At 42.3% G+C, this 22,067-nt stretch carries 15 protein-coding genes; 9 read left to right on the top strand and 6 right to left on the bottom strand.

What is annotated here, in order from left to right; genetic code table 11:
• From QZZ55_RS12575 to QZZ55_RS12565, 3 genes are all read right to left on the bottom strand, one after another.
• On the bottom strand, nt 1-1,242 hold the full coding sequence (locus QZZ55_RS12575; RefSeq protein WP_293267686.1) for a hypothetical protein: 1,242 nt from the start codon (nt 1,240-1,242) through the stop codon (nt 1-3).
• Nucleotides 1,243-1,674: 432 nt separating this feature from the next.
• Entirely contained in the window at nt 1,675-3,684 is a 2,010-nt protein-coding gene (locus tag QZZ55_RS12570) for an adenylate/guanylate cyclase domain-containing protein (protein WP_293267685.1), read from the bottom strand.
• Between the two features lie 10 nt (nt 3,685-3,694).
• On the bottom strand, nt 3,695-4,990 hold the full coding sequence (locus QZZ55_RS12565) for a FecR family protein (protein ID WP_293267684.1): 1,296 nt from the start codon (nt 4,988-4,990) through the stop codon (nt 3,695-3,697).
• A gap of 445 nt (nt 4,991-5,435) precedes the next feature.
• Here QZZ55_RS12565 and QZZ55_RS12560 point away from each other — a divergent pair, with 445 nt between their 5' ends.
• Entirely contained in the window at nt 5,436-6,131 is a 696-nt protein-coding gene (locus tag QZZ55_RS12560) for a Crp/Fnr family transcriptional regulator (protein ID WP_293267683.1), read from the top strand.
• Between the two features lie 2 nt (nt 6,132-6,133).
• On the opposite strand, the gene QZZ55_RS12555 is transcribed toward QZZ55_RS12560, so the two are convergent.
• Nucleotides 6,134-8,404 (bottom strand): glycosyltransferase, encoded by a 2,271-nt coding sequence (locus tag QZZ55_RS12555; RefSeq protein ID WP_293267682.1) that lies wholly within the window; start codon nt 8,402-8,404, stop codon nt 6,134-6,136.
• A 4-nt stretch (nt 8,405-8,408) separates the two neighbouring features.
• Entirely contained in the window at nt 8,409-9,725 is a 1,317-nt protein-coding gene (locus QZZ55_RS12550) for a glycosyltransferase (RefSeq protein ID WP_293267725.1), read from the bottom strand.
• Between the two features lie 174 nt (nt 9,726-9,899).
• On the opposite strand from QZZ55_RS12550, the gene QZZ55_RS12545 reads away from it, so the two are divergent.
• From QZZ55_RS12545 to QZZ55_RS12510, 8 genes are all read left to right on the top strand, one after another.
• The gene (locus tag QZZ55_RS12545) at nt 9,900-10,715 is read left to right on the top strand and encodes an ABC transporter permease (protein ID WP_293267681.1); all 816 of its coding nucleotides are present in this window, start codon (nt 9,900-9,902) and stop codon (nt 10,713-10,715) included.
• On the top strand, nt 10,705-12,027 hold the full coding sequence (locus tag QZZ55_RS12540) for an ABC transporter ATP-binding protein (RefSeq protein WP_293267680.1): 1,323 nt from the start codon (nt 10,705-10,707) through the stop codon (nt 12,025-12,027). The genes QZZ55_RS12545 and QZZ55_RS12540 overlap by 11 nt, the downstream gene beginning before the upstream one ends.
• A 221-nt stretch (nt 12,028-12,248) precedes the next feature.
• Nucleotides 12,249-12,974 carry a hypothetical protein gene (locus QZZ55_RS12535; protein WP_293267679.1) on the top strand — a complete coding sequence of 242 codons (726 nt, stop codon included), beginning with the start codon at nt 12,249-12,251 and terminating at the stop codon, nt 12,972-12,974.
• Nucleotides 12,971-13,882, top strand: coding sequence for a PIG-L family deacetylase (locus QZZ55_RS12530; protein WP_293267678.1), 912 nt, complete (start codon nt 12,971-12,973; stop codon nt 13,880-13,882). The genes QZZ55_RS12535 and QZZ55_RS12530 overlap by 4 nt, the downstream gene beginning before the upstream one ends.
• Before the next feature lie 420 nt (nt 13,883-14,302).
• Nucleotides 14,303-17,632 carry a hypothetical protein gene (locus QZZ55_RS12525; RefSeq protein WP_293267677.1) on the top strand — a complete coding sequence of 1,110 codons (3,330 nt, stop codon included), beginning with the start codon at nt 14,303-14,305 and terminating at the stop codon, nt 17,630-17,632.
• Between the two features lie 301 nt (nt 17,633-17,933).
• Complete coding sequence (locus QZZ55_RS12520; RefSeq protein ID WP_293267676.1) at nt 17,934-18,665, top strand: hypothetical protein; 732 nt, start codon at nt 17,934-17,936, stop codon at nt 18,663-18,665.
• A gap of 129 nt (nt 18,666-18,794) precedes the next feature.
• On the top strand, nt 18,795-19,106 hold the full coding sequence (locus tag QZZ55_RS12515; protein WP_293267675.1) for a DUF6447 family protein: 312 nt from the start codon (nt 18,795-18,797) through the stop codon (nt 19,104-19,106).
• Between the two features lie 76 nt (nt 19,107-19,182).
• Nucleotides 19,183-21,645, top strand: coding sequence for a hypothetical protein (locus QZZ55_RS12510; RefSeq protein WP_293267674.1), 2,463 nt, complete (start codon nt 19,183-19,185; stop codon nt 21,643-21,645).
• A gap of 58 nt (nt 21,646-21,703) precedes the next feature.
• Here QZZ55_RS12510 and rfbC read toward each other — a convergent pair.
• Nucleotides 21,704-22,067 (bottom strand): dTDP-4-dehydrorhamnose 3,5-epimerase (gene rfbC, locus QZZ55_RS12505; protein ID WP_293267673.1); only part of this gene is annotated, 364 nt, incomplete at its 5' end.

The following is a 22,067-nucleotide window of genomic DNA, read 5'->3' as shown; positions in this document are numbered from 1 at the left end:
CTAGAATCCGTAGCTGATACCAATATCAACGCTTTTAGAACTTGTCGAGAATAAGGCCAAGTTACTTTTCTGTATCTGTAACCTATAACCCGCATGAAAAGATAACTGATTCATTATTGGATAAATATATTGAATGGATAGATTGGTATTTTTTAGCTCGCGAACAGCCCCCGATTCAAGCAAAGGACTGTAACCTCGTTGATCCGATGAATCACTATATGAGAAGTTTGATAGAACCAAACCTGAACCTAAAAGCGCCTGCCACCTTAAATCAAGGGCAACTGTATCTCTCCTCCCTCCAGGTCTGGTGCCTAATTCTTTACTGGTTGTGTAAGCCATGCCTATATCATACTTATGGCGTCCAAAACCGCATCTAATACCACCTCTACCTATTAAGGAAACATCATTCAACTGCTCTAGCTCAGGAAAATAAAGGCTCTTTAACTCCCCTTCCGCATAGGGAGAACAACTACCTCGACCCCAACTTGTTGTTAATACACCTTGGGCGTTGTAGTACTCTTCTGAATCACCATATCTGTAGTAACTCGTTGATACACTCCAAGAGTCTTCTCTATTTTTCCGATCATACTCTTCACTATATTCTAGTCTAATCTCATCAGTGTCAGCTTCTGAAAGCTCACTAAATCGCCCCTGAACGGCTACAGATAAAGTGTTTTTTTGATCTTCGAGTTTTGTCGTTCGTTTTACCAAGACACGACCATACGAATACATACCTGAAACGGGTCTATATCTATCATCAATTCCAACTAAAACATCCTGACCATCAATCGTTAGAATTAAGTCTTTTATATCTGATGACGTATTTAAGTTATCACTGTGGCCACCCAGAAATGTCACACGACCACTCCAGCGAGTTTGTAATCCATCCCAATAAGTTTGCCTTTTTTCTAATAATGGGCGCAAATGCTCAGGCAGGTCTTGTCTTGATAATAACTGCCTATTCACACGCAGGGCGGTTAGAAGCTCACCCGAGCGATATAAGGCCGTTGCATAATCCAACATTGCCCCACCATTCTCGGGGGCAAGTAACAAAGCTCTTTCTAAGGCATCTACAGCCTGCTGCACCCTACCTGTGTTTAATAATGCAGCGCCATACAAAGAAAAGAACTGAGGATCTTGTAGACACTGAGTTACTTGGGAGTTTAAACGCACATGTAGCGATTCCCACTCATCATGATCCAAGCCTGCGCCAATCTGAGGAAGATTTTTACACTCAGCCATCGCTGGTTGCACTGTTGCAAAAACCAGAACAAGGAATAAGAGTGATGGGCAAAGAAAACGAGCCATTAGAAAATAAATATTAATAAGTACAACCCTAAAAATCCTTTCTTACAAAAAATATATCTTCAATTAACAAAATCAAATAACACGTGCTTTGAACACATCCCATCAACTACTCTTAAAAGTCGATGTTTACTTCCTTTTTACTCAACAGAAGAATACCACTAACCGTAATTCGAGTCTTTTTATTGCCATACTACGAGTATCGAAATTATTCATTTAAGTAGATAAATATACTAGGAAGAAGAATAGCAGAATATTAAGATTGAAGAATCACGCGTGGGATAAATAAAATGTACGTAAAACAACTGGATTAGCAGAAAGCATAAAGAGAGCCATCTTTAGGCGCAAGCCACTTTGCTTTCACTATATTTACCGTTTCCCACCAGAGATGATTCTCAAGTGGCTACCTTGCTCAGTATTCTGAGAAGGCTCCTGGTAAGCAGGAGCAAACAAAATATGCGGAGTTTGAAGCCCATCCAACAAATAAGACCCCTGAGATTCAAGCATATCACCAGCCAAGTCCCGAGCAGCACACTCACCTATCAGAATAGGTTGAGCTAACTCTTGAGTCATCTCCTGAATTCTTAAAGTAATAGTCACCGTATCTCCCAATAGCGTATGGGTTCTACAGTGAGCAGGGCCAATAGAGCCGACCAATGCGGGGCCTCTCTCAATAGAAATCCCCAAGGCTATAGGCTCCAAACCAGCAGGAGGCCGCGAGGGTATTACTGTATCAATCATTTCTTGGAGTTTATGAGATGCACTTAGCGCTTTACTAGTCGCGTTGCCCTTTTCATCCACCGACCAGCTGGCCAATACAGAGTCTCCTTTCAACTCTTCTATTTGCCCACCGAAACTCTCAACAATTTCACACGTATGAACAAAGAAACAATGCAAAAGCGCAGCAGCCTCTTCCGGCGGTCTAGACTCTTCATACGCAGAAAAATTTCTTAAATCAGCACACAAAAGAATCAACTCTTTTCTCTGAGCTTCAATAGCACCGCTAGGTAAATTAAATGCAATTTCACTAGCTACACCACTTGGTATATAGCTGCTCAAATTATTAAACACTCTTTTTCGTTCTACACGTACACATCCGTGTTCCAGCAAAGCAAGTAAAGAAGCAGAGAGAAAGCCAAACAACGCTGGGGCAAACCATCCAAGCCAGATATTAGAACTTAACAACTGAGCATGTATACCTAGCGCTATTACAGGTAAAACAATAGCACTTAAGGGAAGCCCTATTGAAGAAAAACGAGCATTTCTCCTTGATACAACCAATAGAATAAGTATGAATAGCAAGCATTCAATATTCCATATCAAACGCGCATTAGCAGGCTGATACGGAATTTTATCATCTAATAACCCTGACAAAATTCTAGCCTGCACTTCTACTCCTGGAGCAGCCCCACTATGAGGAGTTGGAACAACATCACCTAAGCCAAAAGCGGTAGCGCCAACCAAAGCCCACTTACCCTCGAGCACATTCGGATCTACATTGTCTCGCAGCACATCGACTGCTGAAACAACCTGAAACACTCTTGCACTTTGATAGTAAGGAACTCTAAGATTTCCCTGCTCATCTATCGGTACTTTTATGCCGGGATAATCACTGGGTTTAATAGTAAATGCAGGAGCAAATAAACCATCACCTTCAGTAATCTTCAGCTGGTTATCACCAGCAGACAAACGCATCCCCTGTAGCAACGCTTGCAGAGCGAGTGATGGCAAAACATGATCTTGCACACAAATAAGAGGGGGTTGCTTACGAATCATACCGTCACTATCCACAATAGGAGTGATATGACCTTGAGGAATACTTGCATAATTAGCGTTATTGGCTAAATAGTTATTCGTTGCAGGTAAAGCAGAATGACAACGCATGCTCGCAATCGCACCTGATAGCTTCCCTACAGATAAAGAGTCACCAGCACCTAACACAGGAATTTGGGCTAACACACTTGGAGAGTTCTGCAACGCGTCTACTAGCTTGTCATCCCCTTCCCGCTCTTCAGGAAAGACCATGTCGTATAAATGCAAATCAGCCCCAGCACCCTTTAGTTTTTGGGACAACTGCGCCAGAGTTCCCCTAGACCATGGCCACGGCCCAACTTGTTCAAGACTGCGTTCATCGATGGCAACAATTGTAATTCGTTCTTCAAGCTCTTCAGAAGGAGAGTAAACCCAACTCAGCGCACCAAATTTTTCTTCGACTACATATTTGAAATCACTAAAAGCAATGCAAAAAAGCAGTGTAAATAAACCAGCGATTACAAATGCAAGCAGCTTCATAATGGAGTAATGCACACCAAAAACTACTGAGTTATCAGCTTTGAAAGGCATTTTTTTAGTGCTACTTGTATTGTTTAGAGTCTTCATCGGTAATACCTTACTTATCGTTCCAGTAAGTAATACCGTCTACACGACCAAAGTCAGTAGCTTGTTGGAAAAGGTAACTCGCTTCTTTGCCATCGAGAGTTGTTGCGCCAAGAAGGGATGAAGATTCATCTCGGCTATTGAAATAACCCTTTTCATCAATCGTTCCAGCGAACTCAACCTCCATTTCAGAAGTCAGATAATGGTCAAGTTTTAACCCCGTCTCAAAAGTACCTTTTGCAAAATTAATACTTAACCGCCCTTCTTTTACTTCCATCAGTTCCACAGAGTGACTTGAAGTCAGTGTCGCTTGAGCATCAACCAAACCAAACTCAACGTTTTTCAAACCCATATCAACTACTGATAAGTCTTGATCAGCCCGATACAGCACATACTCTTGATTACCGACCGCCACACTACGTCCGTCAAGCAGATCTTCGCGTGCAGCGACAATTCTATCCGTATCCTTTATTGCGTTTCCCCACCGTCCCCAAACCAATTGACGCTTGGCTAAAACCTCTAAACCGACGTGCTCTTCAGGAACATAGTTCGAAATACCAAGAGAAGGATCTTCTTTAATAATTGCATCTAAACGGTCGACTGAGCGCTTTGTCTCATCAACAGGAGCCACATAACCAACAGTTTCTTTGCCTTGATTTAAATCTTCACTTGATGAAGACTCCTCAGATGTTTGTTCATCAGAATTACTGCCTGTAGCACTCGTCTTTTCAGCATTTGTGCCTTTGGTATTATCCGTAGGCTCTTTTATCAACTCCGGATCTAGACGCTCAGATAAAGGAACAAGACGAGGCTTATCAGACAATGAAGATAGCTCTACTAAAAACTGAGACACATCATCGAGCTCGACAGCATTGGACGAGCAAGGCCCTAAACTTTCACTGGAGCAACTAAAAGAAAAGGGAGCAACAACGATAGCGCCTTCGTTAACGACAGCCTGCATTTTTAACAAGCTTGCTTTGACGATGAAGTCTGTCCCTCTTACACCAATCGCAGCAATAGGCGTATTTAGCCTAAATTTATCACGCGCCGCTTTTGCTCCGGTACCAGAAATTGATCGCACTACACCTTCAACCAAATCAAACTTGATAATAGAATTAGAAGGAACAGAAGCATCATATTGATATGACTTGACCTCAAGAACGCTTCGCGGGCGGACACTGACTAACCCCCCGTCAGCAAAGCGGATGTGTACATGGCCACTTGTCTCTGTCTCTATTCTATCACCCTCAAAGATATCACCACCCACAACAGCTTTAGTCTGAAGCACTCTATGCGTAGTATTTTCCACATAGGCTTTTCCAATAACAAAAGAAATTGTTCCAACAGGTTTAGTACTTGCAATTGCAGACGAACAAACCAAAAAAACAAGTAGTATAAAGCCACAGGATAGCCTGAAACTCGAAAAAATATTTTGCGCTCTATATGTTAAAAAATTCATGTGACCTACCTAAAAACAAGCGACAAATTAACACAAGGTGGATGGCTCATTCGAACCCTTAGACTATCTATACTATCCCTAATAGTAATAGTCAGAGTGATTAAGGTCACATATATGAATTTTTTATGGGAAATACTTCATGACCGTGCTTTTAATAACGGCTAAGTGACCTAATCTACAGTCTACGCAACTTGCAAAACGAATAGATTAGCCTATAACCTATCATAAGTAGTACTAGCAGCTTACTTAGCATATGCTAAGGCTGGCAGTAGGAAACAGGGCAATTGGAGAGTGGATGGCAGTTTCAATTAAACTGTTACAGCGTTTTGAAATACTAAACAGCATGCCTGAGCACACACTAGAATCTTTAGCGTCGCAGTCTATATTACGAAGTGTAGGCCGCAGAGGCACCATTCTTAACAGTGGACAACAAGGTGAAAGCCTTTGTTTTTTATTTGAAGGCCGGCTGCAAGGTGTGGATTTCACTCTAGACGGGCGCGAAGTCGGACTGTACTTTGTCGAGCCAGGAGATTTTTGCGGAGAGCTCGGACTTTTTGATTCACAAGGCCAGCCAGAAAGTGTTATTGCGCTAACACGCTCCCAAGTTGTTTTTATTCCTTTATCTTCAATAAAAGTCGCTCTCCAAAATAATTACTTACTTGTTGAAAGCATGTTTGTACGCATGGCAGGCCGAGTTAGACAACTCTCAACTCAGCGCGCCTTACTAGGGCTTTCCAATACAACTGGTCGAGTGTGCGGCCAACTATGGATAATGTTGAGCGAACAAAAGAAAAACAACCCCTTAGAAGATGTCATCTTAAACCCACCCACCCACCAAGAATTGGGCATCATGCTAAACCTCAGCCGAGAAACGGTAACCCGGGTTTTTCAAACATTACAGACAAATAAAATTGTCAAACGTGACGGAAGCAGTCGTCTTGAAATTTTAAAGCCGCAAGCCCTAAAAGAGCTTGCAGAAGCGAAAGAATAACCTTATTTCAACAATTTCGTCTTAATTTGGCTTTGTAGACTTTGCGGTATACGCTGAACAACAGAGCTCATTATGGGAAGAAATTTGATTCTCACCAATAGCTTTAATAAATTAACACGAAACTTATCTCGCTTTGTTTGGCCTGAGTTCAAGTGCAACATAAACATCCTTACCCACTGACCAACTTTATCTTTTCCATCCTTTCTTATAGCAAAAATGCTAGGTGTTGCCGTAGAAGCAAGATAATTATTCTTATAGCGGTAACCGCTATCCACAAATCGAGCAACCCCCACCATTTCACACAAGCTTTCCACATCGGAGTGTTCAAACACTTTTTTCTTGATAGCCAATATAGTATTCACCAACAGTTCTAGCGAAGCATCCCGAGGTAACACCCAAGCATTTGATCGCCCGTATAGTCTTTCAGGAAATGCTCCTATACTCGATGCCAAAATAGGAAGCCCGCTCTCTATCGCTGCGCTCAGGGTATAACTAAACGTTTCTGGCCACTGCGCAGGAAACCAGATCAAATCTGCTTCTTGGTGCATGATTTTCTCTTCAAGCAATGCTTGCAGTTCACTTTCTTGATAAGCACCAGACACAGTTAAATTACTATTGGGCGCAGATACTAAGTCTCTATAGGAATAGCCCATCAACTCGAACTCTATATCAATAGATTCCTGCTTACAGTGAACAGCAAGCGCTTCCAGAACATCAGCACCTTTAATTTTGCTTAATGCCCCTAAAACTATGACCTTGAACACAACTCGGGAACGCGCGGAGCCTGCTTGCTCATTTTGACTACCCGTGCTCCCAACATCTGAGAAATGCTGACTTTGCTGGTGATATACTGTGGCAAACGTAGCGTCTGGAAAGTAACCCTCCATACGTTGCTGACAGTCATTACTTGGCGTAAAACACGTTTCAGCTCCTTCTAGGAATAGCTTAAACGAATTCCTCCATGTCTCTATATTTTTTTCATTTATTCCAATACTACTACTAAGGCACTTATTACAATCTGAAATACCTTTCTCTTCACAATAATTACCTGAAGTACTCGTTAAAGATATATGCGGACATGCCATATAATAGTCATGTACAGCGATAAACCAAGGCAACCCAAGCTTTTTAGGTAATTTTTGAAACCATTTAGGCAGCCCTATAAGATGATGATAGTGCAAACTCTGCACAGGCAAACTTTTCAAAAAGCTGATAAGGGCTGCTTTTTCCTCTTCTGCATGAAAGTACAGAGTATAACCAGACTCTTCAGGAGCAAGCGCTTCAGAATGCGTAAAAACCTGACTCAATGATAAATAGCCAGGCTTTGCAACACTAGGCATTAACAATAAGGAATTTGCCAGAGAACTTAGTTCATCACTCAATTCTTCAACGAAGCGAGCCGTACCTCCACCACGATTATGCGAAATATGAACCACAAATGGAACAGCACTATATTTCAAACTAGCCAACCAGACACGTTCACGATATGGTTTGGCAGGGTCATCGGCAATGTGCTCGTGAACTTGCCTCTCATAAGTAGGGTGCTTTGCTGTAATTTTTCCTAATGCAGCATGCTTTAGCTCGTTATGTTCGTCACCAAAACTCACATTACCTGTATGATGAACAAATACATCTAAAGCGAACTGGTTAGTCCATCCCATACTGATAGCTCTTTGGCTAAAGTCATTCTCTTCACCATATCCCATACCAAAAGTTTCTAAATCGAAATATCCCAACTGAGTTAGGCATTCACGTCGAATATACATACAAAAACCAACCGCTGTTGGTATATCGAGAGACGCTTCTGGGTTACACAGAGCAAACAAATCATCTATTTGTGCTACGCTAAGGTTCTTTGGCAATTCATTATCTTGGCAAAAATTAGGGTAGCTACAAATAGTGGCGTTATTAGAAAAAGGGGTTACTGTACCTGTATTATCTTTAGCATATGCCGTGTGCACCAAGCGATCTATCCAATCATTTGCCACCTGAGTATCACTATTGAGCAAAATCACGTCTCTATCTTCATGCAAGCGCATGCCTCTGTTCACTGTCGCAACAAAGCCAAGATTTTCTTCATTAATTAATAATGTAAACTCGCCTTTTTTAGCCTCAGCCTGCAAATATGCACTAACCTCCGGTTCAGGTGAAGCATCATCAATAAAAATGAGGTCATAGGACTGATTACATTTAGAGTTTAAAACACTATCCAAACAATCTTTGACATCCTGAAGCCCGCGATATACAGGAACAATTACATCTATTGGTTTCATACTCTTATTTATTCCTTCGTCCGAACACACCTTGTAATACAAGCCATGATCGTTTAATAATCGGAGCGACTAGCTGTGCCTTTAGATTAGCTATTTCAGTAACCTGAGCAACACCCTTTTCTTCTAAGCGCGCTGCTTCTATATCCCTATCATCAATAACAGATAAAGCATTACTGAGATCTATTTTCACCCGTTGTGCTTCATCGTCTATTTCACCTAACTGCGCTCGCAAACTATCAATATCAACACGCTGCGCTGCTAATGTGATATCTCTTTCCTTTACTACACTAACTGCATAGCGGTGAGCTTCTTCTAGCGTACGAATATTTTCATCTTTCTCTTCAATGACAGAAAGAGCATTACTATGTATTCCGCCCAAAGAAGCAATGTCTGCATCTTTTTCCTCAATAACAGAAATAGCATTGCTGTATATTTTATTCAAAGAGGCAATATTTGCATCTTTTTCTGCAATAACAGAAATAGCATGCGTGTGTAATCCACCTATTGTATTCAATTTTTCCTGATGAACATTTTGAAGATTTTCTACCCCCTCACTACACCAAGCATGTGTTTTTTGAAAGAGTTCACTTAATTCTGAACAACTACAGTTTGCTAGCCACTTTTCATAAATTTTCTGGTATGCGATTGTGGTTAAGCCTTCTCCATGTACTCCGGAAGCATCTGAGTGCAATCGATAAACACACGTAATCTTTGGCAAATATATAAAAGGGATAAGGCTGCTGACTTGCAACCAAAAATCCCAATCTTCAAAAAGATCAAACGACTCATCAAAACGAGCCCCTCTACCCAAGACCACCCGACTAAAAAGGACACTATGGATTGGCAAAAAGTTGTTATATAACAGCCGAGCTTTATCAAAGTCTGTTTGGTAAATTTTGATTTCTTTTTCTGCATTTTTTTCAATCAAAACTGCACGTGTTGCAGAGTATATAGCTACTTCCGGCAACCCAGATTCGCTATCCAGTTTCGAATCCAGCAGCCCTGAAACAAGAGATGAAAGATGGCTGGGTAACCAATAATCATCATCATCAAGAAAACTTACGTACTCCCCTCTAACCGCATCAAGACCAAGATTTGCAGCACATGTTCTACCAACGTTTTCAGCTAGATCCAACAAGGTGACTGTTAATAGCTCATCACCATATAAAGACAATACATTTTGAACACATTCCCCCCCATCATTTACAACAACCACATGAATAGGACGATAATCTTGCTCCACAATAGATTCGATACAGTTAGCTAGACTTCCAAGTCTATCTTTAGTTCGCACAACAACACTAACCAAAGGAGTTTGCACGGACAATTGATCCACCATAAAACGCCTCAAAACAAAGTATTACAAAACCAGCTATATTACAGGAAAGCTCGCCATACACACAATGCAGGCATAGGCGATTGCGTTGCGCTAAAAAAGACGGGGTGTTAGGATCAGCCGTCAATTTTTCTATCAATGTGTGAGTAATAAGGGCTTATGGCAAAGACCTCATGGCTAAAAGGATTTTTTTTCCCGATAGAGCATAAAGAACTGCTAGTCCAACTGATAAAAAGGGAAATAAAACAACGCTTTCAAGGATCATGGCTTGGGCTAGGGTGGGCAATACTAACGCCGATTGCTATGCTCGCAATATATACTTTTGTCTTCAGAACGGTGCTTAATGCCAAATGGCCTAGCGACCCATCATCATCTAATGCAGAGTTCGCCTTACAGCTTTTTTCAGGCCTTCTCGTTTTCACGCTATTTAGTGAAGTCGTTGGGCGCGCGCCCTCACTGGTGTCTGAGCAACCTAACATGGTGAAGAAAGTTATCTTTCCTCTTGCGATTTTGCCCTGGGTTAGCGTGGGCGCATCTAGCTTCTTTGCCTTGTTGAGTTTAACTGTATTGATCGTAGGCGCTTTTTTTGCTCAAGGACAATTAACCATCCATCTAATAGCGCTGCCTTTAATAGGTATATCTTTTTTACCTATTCTTTTAGGACTTGGGTGGTTACTTTCATCTCTTGGTGTGTATTTACGAGATTTAGGACACATTGTCGGCCTCATTCTTACACCTTTGATGTTCCTTTCACCCATTTTTTACCCTACTACCGCTTTACCTGAATTTGTACAAAGCGTCATGATTTTTAACCCACTGGCGCTTATTATTGAGTCACTTCGCGCAGTGGTATTACAAGGACAATGGCCAAACCTCATAGCCTTAGTAACTTATCTCATATCTACAAGCTTTATCGCTGCACTAGGTGCATTTTGCTTCCACAAAACCCGACCAGGATTTGCTGATGTCCTCTGAAAGCACACAAACCCTATCACCAGCAATTCAAGCTAATATTTTAAGCAAGACTTATCATATCTATAAAAGCCCGTCTGACCGCTTAAAACAGCTCATATGGGGCCACAAAAAAATCTACTACAAGCCTTACCACGCACTAAAAAATATTAGCTTCGACTTACCCAAAGGAGAAGTGCTTGGTATCGTTGGCAGAAATGGTGCTGGTAAATCAACACTGCTACAATTACTGTGCGGAACCTTAACCCCTTCATCCGGCAGTTTGAAAATCAATGGGCGCATAGCTGCTTTGCTAGAATTAGGGGCAGGTTTCAACCCCCAGTTCACCGGCCGTGAAAACATATATTTATCCGCTACTGTCATGGGCATATCCCGCCAAGAAATTGATGAAAAACTAGACAGCATTATTGAGTTTTCTGGCATTCGATCTTTTATAGATCAGCCAGTAACCACATACTCGAGCGGCATGTATGTTCGCCTAGCTTTCTCTGTTGCCACCAGTGTCGATCCAGATATCCTGATTATTGACGAAGCGTTATCTGTAGGAGACGGAGATTTTGCACGCCGTTCATTTGAGCGTATCATGGCAATGCGCGATAGCGGCAAAACCATCCTCTTTTGCTCTCACTCCCTGTATCAAGTTGAAACACTATGCACTCATGCTATATGGATTGAGAAGGGTGAAATTCGCGCCAGTGGAAAACCTGATATTGTAATCCCCACTTACCAAAGCTTTTTAGATCGCCTAGCCAATCAAGACTCACAACCAGCACAACCAAATAATGCAACACTCCCCTCAAACTCACCGCCCACGTCATATGAAAACGCACAAGAAGAGAATGAATCAAACACACACCCGCCATCTTCACCTAACAGCGCAAGAATAACCAAAGTCACCGCTTACGCTGATAACATCACAGGTAATGTGTTAAACATTTCAAGCTGCACAAGCAACCTCGCAATAGAAGTGGAACTTCATTCTTCACTTGAAAATGAAATACCAGGTGTAGCAATCGTCATCCATAATTCTGGCGGACAGTTAGTGACAAGCTGCGGCACATGGGGTGACGGCCTTACACTGGACTTAGATGCTAATGGAAACGGCCTCCTGTCTATTTCATATAAAGACCTCCCTTTAATGAAAGGTACCTACTATGTAGGCGTTCTCTTGTTTTGTAGTCGAGGAATTTTTTTACACGACGAGGCGGATCCAGCCATAACACTGCACGTGACACAGTCAGGACAAGAGCGTGGGTTAGTATATATTCCCCACCAATGGGTGCAGATTAAAAAAAAAAGCCTCGCTGGCAGATAGTCAATGCCAGTGACATACCAGAAGTCGAAATTTCAAAATTATTTCAAGAAGCATTTGGTCACCCTTTAGATTTAGAAACATGGCACTGGAAATACCGCCTATCCACCACTCCAGGGACAGCAGTAACTGAAAAAGGCAAACTTATTGCATTTAATGGCGGCACACCACGCCAAGGTTTAATCTTTGGTCAGCCAGAAAGCCTCGTGCAACTAGGGGATATAATGGTGTCCAAAAAAGCACGTGGAGTGCTTACCAAAAAAGGTCCTTTTCAACTTGCTGTTTGTCACTTTCTGGAACAAAATATTGGACCAGACAAGCTTTATTCTCTTGGGTTTGGCTTCCCAAATAAACGGGCTTTTAAAGTCGGTTTGAAGCAACACCTTTATTGCCCTGTAGATAAAATCATTGAGGCAAGCTGGCCCCCTACCTCACCACTAGAACAACAAAGCTTCACCATTGAAGAAATTAATACCAAATCAACAGACTTAACAAGCGCACTGATTGAAATAGACGCCCTGTGGCAATCTATGAAAGAAGACGCTACAGATGTCGCCATTGGATACAGGGATAGCAATTGGATAAAGCATCGTTATATTGAAAAACCTTTTGCTGACTATTTGTTGTACTTTATTCGAGAAAACACGGCTCAAGGCCTGCTCATTCTAAAGCAACACCCTAATAGTGAAATGGAATTATTAGACATTATTGGTTCTCGTAATCAAACACACAACCTAATTAACGCTGCCAAAAGCATTGCGACATCGAAGAACTGCAAACGAATCTATGCTTGGTGCACACCTAGTGCTTTATCATGGTTCAAAGAAAGCGAACCAACTATAAAAGAAACAGATATTATTATTCCAGGCAATAATGTGAACAATTCAGACCATGCCTTACGCGTCAAAGGTAAGTGGTGGCTATTAGGAGGCGATACTGATTTCAGATGAATATTGAACAATTTTTCACACCTTATACTTCTAGTACAACACTACCTGCAAAGTCGGTAATCGTTCTTGCCCCACACCCTGACGATGAAGTGTTTGGGTGCGCAGGAACCCTAAATCAGCTCCAAGCCAGCGGAACGGATATTCACGTACTAATACTCACCGATGGTGTGCTGATTCATGAGTGGGCAGACCAACCAGCAGAGATTGCCACAAAGAAACGCCATGAAAAAAAGCTCCGCCGCCAAAAAGAATCCATTGCTGCTGCTGCCGTTCTGGGTTACCCACTCCCTCAATTTTTGGGCTTCCAAGACGGACAACTATTAAACGAAGAGTCTTTACTCCCAACGTTACAAAAAAAAATAGAAGACATCTCTCCTGATTTAATTCTTGCACCCTCAATCTGGGAAATGCATCGTGACCACAGAGCCGTGGCGCAGGTGGCATTAAAATTATTACTTAAAACACCCAACTCATTCCAACTAGCATTTTATGAAATTGGAGTACCCTTAATACCAAACTACTTTGTTGACATTACACTAAGTACAAACAAAAAAAACAAAGCAATGGCCTGCTTCCCTTCACAGCTACAAGACCAAGCCTATGCAGATCAAATCAGGGGGCTTAATCTTTTTAGAAGCTATACACTAGGCCCAAAGGTACAGTCAGCAGAAGCATTTCACCTTTTAAATCACGAAACAGCATCAGCATTTAACCAAGAACATCAGCCCGACATTCACACGTTGGCGTTATTAAATGCAGAAAACGTTCTACGTAAATCGCTTCCAATACAACTACTTGAGAACCGAAAATTACTAAAACAAGCAGAACAAGAAATTAAAAATATAAAAAACACATTGAGCTGGCGTATCACAGCCCCTCTTAGATATGTAAGAAAGTACTTTAACTAACACCCTGCGACGCATTAAAAACTTATAAAAAAACAATTTGCCCAGTTAGCATTAATTGCAATTAATGCTAATATATCTGGGTAAATAATATCGACATTGCATCCAGACTCTTTGCATTGGGGTATTTTTTCGGCGTTTTAGTACCAAAACAAGTGTCATTGCGTGATATGGAATATGGAAATACAAAGGAAATGTGTAGTTGTGTGATGTCCGTCACATCAAAAACTCTTTGTTTAACCTATTCTTCATTTGCGTACAGTGACATAGCTTATGGGCACTAAACGTCTGAGTTAGTAGAAATATTAACTTCGGTATCATATGAACCGTAATTAAACGGTAATATTTTTGGTTTATTCACATATTGGGAATAAACCATAATTAGTAAATGTTTAGTAAACAACCTTGATCAAGGAGCTTTAAATGGCTATCACAGCTACACAACGTAATGACGTTATTTCTCTACTAGTCGGCATGTTCGACGCAGCACCATCAGCAGAACTTATGAACGGTTTTGTTACTTCAATCGAAGCAGGCCAGTCTGTTGCATCTCTTGCAAACGACTTAGCAGCTACAGATGAATTCGCGTCTCTATACCCTACATGGTTGACTAACGACGAATTCGCTACACGTTTCGCTACAAACATTCTAGACGGAAACACAGACGCAGCAACTTTGACTGCTGGTATTGATTTCGTTAAAGCTTCTCTTAATGGTGGCGCTTCACGTGGTGAGACTGCTAACACTGTAGTTACAGCACTAATGGCTGTCGACGTTGCTGACCCAACTTGGGGTTCTGCAGCTCAGGGCCTTCTGAACAAGGTAGACGTAGCAACGTACTTCGCTACAACTAAATTAAACGCTGAATCTGACTTCGCTTCTTTGCAAGCAGTTGTTGCAAACGTTAATGCTGACACTACTTCTGTTTCTAACCAGAAAGTATTGATCGATGCAGGTCTTGACTCTACTGCTCAGAACCTAACTACTGGCCAGGACATGCTTACTGGTTCTGCTGGTAACGATGCATTCACAGCATGGATCTTTAACAACAGCAATTCAGCTCAGTCTGGCGACGTTATCAATGGCGGCGCAGGTACAGACACACTAATGGCTGAAATCGGTAACTCTCAGGCTCAAGCTATTTCTTTGAAAACTGAGTCAGTTGAAGTTGCACATTTCCGCGCTCAAGCTGAAGCAACAGATTCTGCTGATAACGACATCCAAGATGGCGGTACAGACGGTCAAGATGGACAGGTTCAGATCGACGCTCAGGACATGAACGGCACTAAGCAGTACTGGTCTACTGATAGCCGCGCCAACCTAGTTATCGAAGATGTTCGTGAAGACAGCCACACAACTACTCTTGGTTTCCGTAACGCGGATGCTGGTGATGTAAACTACGAAGTATACTACGATACTGATCACATCACTGCTCCAGACGGTACTACTGCTGGTTCACAGTTGTTCTTAGAACTACTTGATCTAGAAAGTATGGCTGATGACGGTACTCCACTGTCTAACAACCCATATAACGGTTTCAAGTTCACTATTGATGGCGTAGAGCACACTGTAGCAGGCGCTGCACCTGTAACAACTACTTACGTTGCATTACTTGCTGATCTAAACGCTGCTCTAGACCTAGCTGGCCTAACTAGTATCTCTGCTTCTCTTGGCGAAACTTTCTCTAAGTTTAACTCTGATGATGGTTTGAAATACGAAGGTACTCAGATCGTATTAACGAACACTGGTTCTGAAGAACTAGGCGCTGTAGGTTGGACTACGCCAACAGGTGACCTACCTGCTGACACTAACATCCATACAGCTATCTTGGATGCACCTCCATCAACAACTAACCAGCTAACTCAGGTTGACGTTATTCTTGATAACGTTGGTCGCGGTTCTAAAGCAGGTGACTTTATTGCTGGTAACATCTCTCAGGGTACTGTTTCAGGCTCTCAAGGCATTCAGCAGTTCAACATCGATGTTGACCGTAATAGCTGGGTTGACCAGGTTCGTTCTACTAACAACACACTTGAAGAAGTATTTGTTGAGAACATCGGTTCTAACGGTACAGTACGTATCGACGTTCTAAACGACGTTCGTGTATTTGATGCTTCTAGCATGTCTAATGATGTAACTTTGACTGCTGACCTTAACGAATCAGTTATCGCTAAGTACCTAGACCTAACAGACACTGCATCTAATCCAGACGCTGACGATGTTAACTTCAACTACACTATGGGTTCTGCAAACGACAAGCTAACGCTAACTGTTGAAGAGTCTGCTGTAGGCCATGAAGACTTCATCCTAAACGTAACGGGCGGTGCTGGTAACGACAACCTAACTGTTTCTGTTGTTGAAGGCGGCGTTCTTGCTCCTACTGCTGATGACTGGTATGCAAACCAAACTCAAGGCGTTAACGTTAACGAACTAAACATCGTTTCTGGTGCTGGCAATGACTACGTTAATGTAATGGGCGGCGGCGATTACATCATCGAAGCTGGCACTGGCGATGACACTGTATTTGTTGACCAAACTGCTGCTAAAGCGGTATGGGCTCTAGGTGCTCAGGCAGGTGAAGCTGTTGGTTACACTGGTGCAAATGCATTTGACGTTCTTTCTGATGCTGCACTTGCTTCTACAAACGTACTATTCAAAACTAAGCTAACAGTTAGCTTCAACGGTTTTGAAACTACTGTAGACGTAACTGCTGGTACTAACTACCAAGCTTCTCAGCTAACAATCAACAATGCTATCAAGCAAGCTATCGATTCTGATCGCGTATTGTCTGACCTACTATCTTACAAAGATGGTCCAGGCAACGTTCTATTCATCGAATCTAAAGTTGATGATATTGCTGCTGAAACACTAGAACCGATTATCACTGTTGTTGGTACTGGTACTGCAGCTGGTGGTACATATCAGGCTGCTGATATCGCTGCACTAACAGCTACTGAGAAAACTGCTCTAATCACGGGTACTGGCTCACAGTCTGACATTGCTGATGCTGCGCTTGCTGTTCTAATGAACACTGCAATCACTAATCACAACGTTCATACTTCTGCTGCTGAAGTTGAAGTGACTGGTATTGTTGGTGCCGTATCTATCTTCGATAATGATTCTACTATCCACGGCGACGCTGGCGATAACCTAATCGCTCTTGCATCTGACGCGACTAGTAACAACACTATCGTTTTCGATACTACTTGGACTAAAACTAGCATCATCGGTTTTGACGATGACACAGCTGGTGAAGAAGATATCCTAGATTTCACAGCTTACCTAACTAACAAGCTGTCTCTATCTGGTTCTTCTGTATCTGAAGCACGCATTGCTACTACATTGAATGCTGATGCTACAACAGAAGTTAACTCTGTTACTGTATCTACTGATGCTACATTTACAACTACTGACACGTTTGCAGGTCTAACAGAAGCCAAGCTTCTAGCTTCGTTGAACAACGTTGCTACTACTTATGCTTCTTTGGACGATACAGACCTTAACGCACAAACAAATGCTGGCGGTATCACTAGCCTTGTAGGCGCTACTGGTGAAGCTGTAGTAATGATCCATAACAACCTAAACGTTGGCGAATACAAAGTATTCCAGCTAACTTGGGATCATAACGCTACAACTAATACTAACGCTGACTACACAGCTGCGAATCTTCTGGGTGTGGTTGACTTCGGTACAGACGCAACTGCTCCAGCTGCATCTGAAATCGCTGCTTTGGCTCTATTGAACCTAGCATAAGTTATCGTAACGGTTTAATGACCTAGTTATTAAGCCGTTTGCCACTGCTAGTTAAGTGGTTACGAACACAACCCCCTTCGCGCAAGCGCTGGGGGTTTTTTTACGCCTAAACAAACTTCCACCAACTCATTATTGATATACCACCACTGGACAAACACAACCAAAACCACCACAATTATTTGATCAACAAAGACCATGTCCACCATTGTTGCAGCCGCCATACCGATGCGAGTAATTCATTACCTAATATAAAAATCGCATATCAGCAGCAGGACGCATAAACACTACACAGGGGAGTACCATGACAAACACCGAAGCGCTTCTATCACAATACGGGGTAAGCTTTAGCGATGCCCGTGCCTTTATCTATAGTAATTTAGATAACCCTTTAGTCATCTACGATACGGCAGCGCAATTCAACGTAACCTATGACATGCTGGCAGAGCTTTATGGTCAACAAGTGACCGGAGCAGTGGTAAGAGAGTTCTTTAGCAGTTACAACCTCACAACCAGTAACGACACACCTGACACAGGCCAAGTAGCCACTACCACACACGCTAGCGATGCTGCTGCCAACCTCACACAAGAGGTCGGAGCTTTAAACCTCAGCGATCTAAGCTCCATGGAGGAGTTACTCGCAGGTTTTGATAGCTACAGCAAACTGATTACTGAATTCACTCAAGATACAGCTGGGCAAGCTACTCCCTCATTAGATGGGCTAGGCCTTGAAAACATGTTTATTGCTTTATTTGGCGCACTATCACAACTTGGCCTATCTGGAGAAGATCTTTCTGCTTTAGATCCTGCTTCCGTTAACTTGCCCAATGTAGATTTATCAAAACTAGGGAGCGCACTCGGCTCTGAAGCTGACATTATAGCGCTTGTTAACAACCTTACTGGCAATGATGCAAATAGTGCCTTACAAGACCTTATTACAGCACTTTCTGGAGCAGTAGACACGAGCATACCTCAGAACGCTAATGAAGCAGCATTGACCGGCATTCCTAACATGGCAGCCAATGATTTTATTTAAGTCAAAGCAAAATTTTAAATAAGTTAACTTCCACCCTATATTCGAGAGTAAGAGCCCTTACGCCACAAACTGACAGCTTGTAGCGTTTAGGATAAGATACCTGCGTTTATTACATAATATGGAAAATATATGGCAACGCTAACGATTGATAACAAACAGTACGAAATAGAAAAGCTTAGCCCCGAAGCACAAACAAAACTTAATTCGGCGCGTTTTTGTGACCAAAAAATTGAACAGCTAGAAGCAGAGCTAGCAGTTGTTCGCACAGCCCGCACAGCCTATCTACAGGCTCTACCCGACTTACTGAATAATGATGCTATAGTATCGGCGCCCGCCAAGAAAGCAGCAGCAAAAAAGCCTACCGTACGCAAGCCCGCTGCCAAAAAACCAGCCGCCAAAAAGCCAATTGCGCGCAAGCCTAAGACTGCAACGACACATTAAGTGCACAGACAAGCCTTAAGCGGGAAGCTAATCAACTTGCCGCTTTAATACTCTAGTTTTCCGGCAAGGAGCCAAAATGAAAACTAACGATATTCCATCAAATATACTGACGCCTTTAATTATAGGCATGTTTGATGCCGCAGCTCCTGCCTCCATAATCTTACGTTTCGCCGACACACCTCGCTATCAAATCTCTCTTGCTAACCTAGCAAACGACCTAGCCTCTACATACGAGTTTCAATCCATTTACGCAGAATCGCTTTCTAATAAAGATTTTTCTATCCAATTCGCTACGCGTTTACTTAATAACAATGTAGATGAAACATTTCTTCAAGAGGGTATTCAATTTATTGAAAGCACTCTTTCTAAGGGAGCATCTCGCGGCGAAGCAGCACTCGATGCGATAACAACCCTACTAGGTATTGGACAAAACGCCCCTAATTGGGGTGTCGTAGTTCAAAACTTACATAATAAAATAGAAGTTAGCACGCACTTTATAAGAGCAAAGCCTAACAATACGTTTGATTTTAGTTACTCTCAGCAATTATTAGAGACAATCACTTCAGAGCATTCCACTGTAGATGCAGTGGTATCCAGCTTATATACACAGCACCTAACACCGACTCAAGATACGCTAATAGGCTCTGCAGCTGACGATATTTTTATTGCTTCTTTAATTAACAACAAAAATACAGCCCAAACTGGCGATACCATTAATGCAGACGAAGGAAACGACTCTCTAAAGATTCAGCTAGGCAGTTCCATATCGCCACTAGAGTTAGAGACAAGTGCGCTGGAAAATGTATATTTGACTACCAAATCCACTGACGCGCAGCAGGTTAACGCAGAAAAGATGCTAGGCACAAACGCTTTTTGGTCGGTAGAGAGCCAAGGTGATATAGCTATCGATAACATTAACGCGCTAAGTGGCGAAACCAGCATTGGTTTTCGTAACAGTGCGGCCGGTGACACAAGCATTAGTGCCTACTTTGATGAAGCAAAGCTGAGCCAACAGACTAACCAAAAGCTACTCTTAGAGATATTCGACCTAGCGAGTGCTGCTCAGGGGGAAACCCCTCTCTTCAACAATCCGTATTCAGGCGTTGCACTATCACTAAATGGAGAGCCTGTTAATATTGGGCTTCCAGACGCCTCTCCTATTCAAACGACACCAGAAGATTTCGTAGTCTATTTAAACCAAGCCATATCCCACTTAGGGCTATCTTCATTTAAAGCGAGCCTAGGGGCTAGCTATTCTCAATTCTACTCTGATGGCCAACGCTATAGCAGCAAACAAATTGTGCTGAACTACAGTGGAACAGAAAAATTAGAAGCTCTTGGTTATTACACCGACTACCTCACTGGATCGAACCTACATACAGCAATATATAAAGAAACTAATGAGCTAATCGGTACACAAGCGATTTTTGATTATGTGGGCAAAGGAGAGAAGTCCGGTAATTTTATCGCCGGCGTTAACACTAACAATAGCTCGGCTGGCATTCAAGAATTTACTATTAATGTTGATCATGATAGCTGGTTAAGCAGTGTTAGCTCAACAAACAACGCATTAGAAAAAGTAGAATTTCACAGCATTGGCAATAACGGAACACTGCAAATAGATGAACTCACCGATGTTCGTTTGTTCGATGCGCTTGGCATGAAAAACGATATCACCTTGTCGGCAGTGATCACCGATCAAGCCGTAACTAAATATGCTATACCAGAACAAAACCCGACACCGCTCACCTACCTCACCGCAGCAGGTGATGATAACTTGCTCTTTAATCTTGCAAAATCCGTCGCTCAGGCAGACTTAACGCTCTTTATTGAAACAGGTAAAGGGAATGATAGAGTGGAAATTTCTGGCAGCGTTACTAAAACTATTAACACAGAGGCGGGTGATGACACTATCAGCACAGATACGCTTAACCAAGCAGCCAGTAGCAGCACTATCAATACCGGCAAAGGCAGCGACACACTGATACTCTCTACTCAGCAGCAGAGCCATGAAACCATTGTATTTACAGGAACTAATAACGGCAGCCTTTCAATCACCAATTTCGATGCAAGCACTGAGCAAGGTATAGACTATATTGATCTTTCAGCTTATATCGGCCACATCACGGGCAGCAGCCTTAATACGTTAAACCTAGGCAACAGCAACTATCAAACCAATCACTTTGTACACACTGACAATAATATTACTATTATCACAGGCTTTTCTGCATCCGCCGGACAATCTTTGGCTCAGCTCAGCTCAGAAGCATTACTTGCCGCCATCACCGTATCAAACATTAGTGGGGAAAATAATTTTGGTAACGTTGGAGTGTCAACGCTAACCCCAATCCTTAAAACCGGAGAGGTATACGCCACACAAAACCACATAGTCATGTTTAAAGATCAAGAAAACCAAGGCGAATACACATTATTTCATTTGGCGTCAGACTACCACGGTAGAGATTTTGAGCAAGCGGCATTAATAGGCACAATTGATTTTGGGGAGAATATTGAATTAAGCGCTGCTAGCTTTGTTTAAACAAACATATTAAAAAACACCACAAGAAGCCGCACTGGCTTCTTGTTAAGCTACTTCATCAAAATGCCGGAGCCTCTTTAAAGGCGAGCCCTAGCATATCTTTACCTGAGATAGAAGGCACACTACCCTGAGCAATAGGCCACTCTATAGCTAAATCACTGTCATCCCACTTTACCGATACTTCCGATTCTGGATGGTAATAATCTGTACATTTATAGGTAAACTCAGCCGTATCTGTCGTCACATAAAAGCCATGAGCAAAACCTGCTGGTACCCATAGCTGCTGCTTATTTTCTGCTGATAGAGTAGCGCCAACCCATTGACCAAACGTGGGGGAGCCTTTACGCATATCTACGGCCACATCAAACACTTCACCCTGTACTACACGCACAAGCTTTCCCTGCGTTTGAGTTGTCTGGTAA

Origin of the sequence: Neptunomonas sp. (assembly GCF_016744175.1) — a bacterium.
Classification (GTDB): domain Bacteria; phylum Pseudomonadota; class Gammaproteobacteria; order Pseudomonadales; family Balneatricaceae; genus Neptunomonas.
The sequence above is the reverse complement of the archived record's forward strand: the minus strand, read 5'-3'. Positions and strand labels throughout refer to the sequence as shown.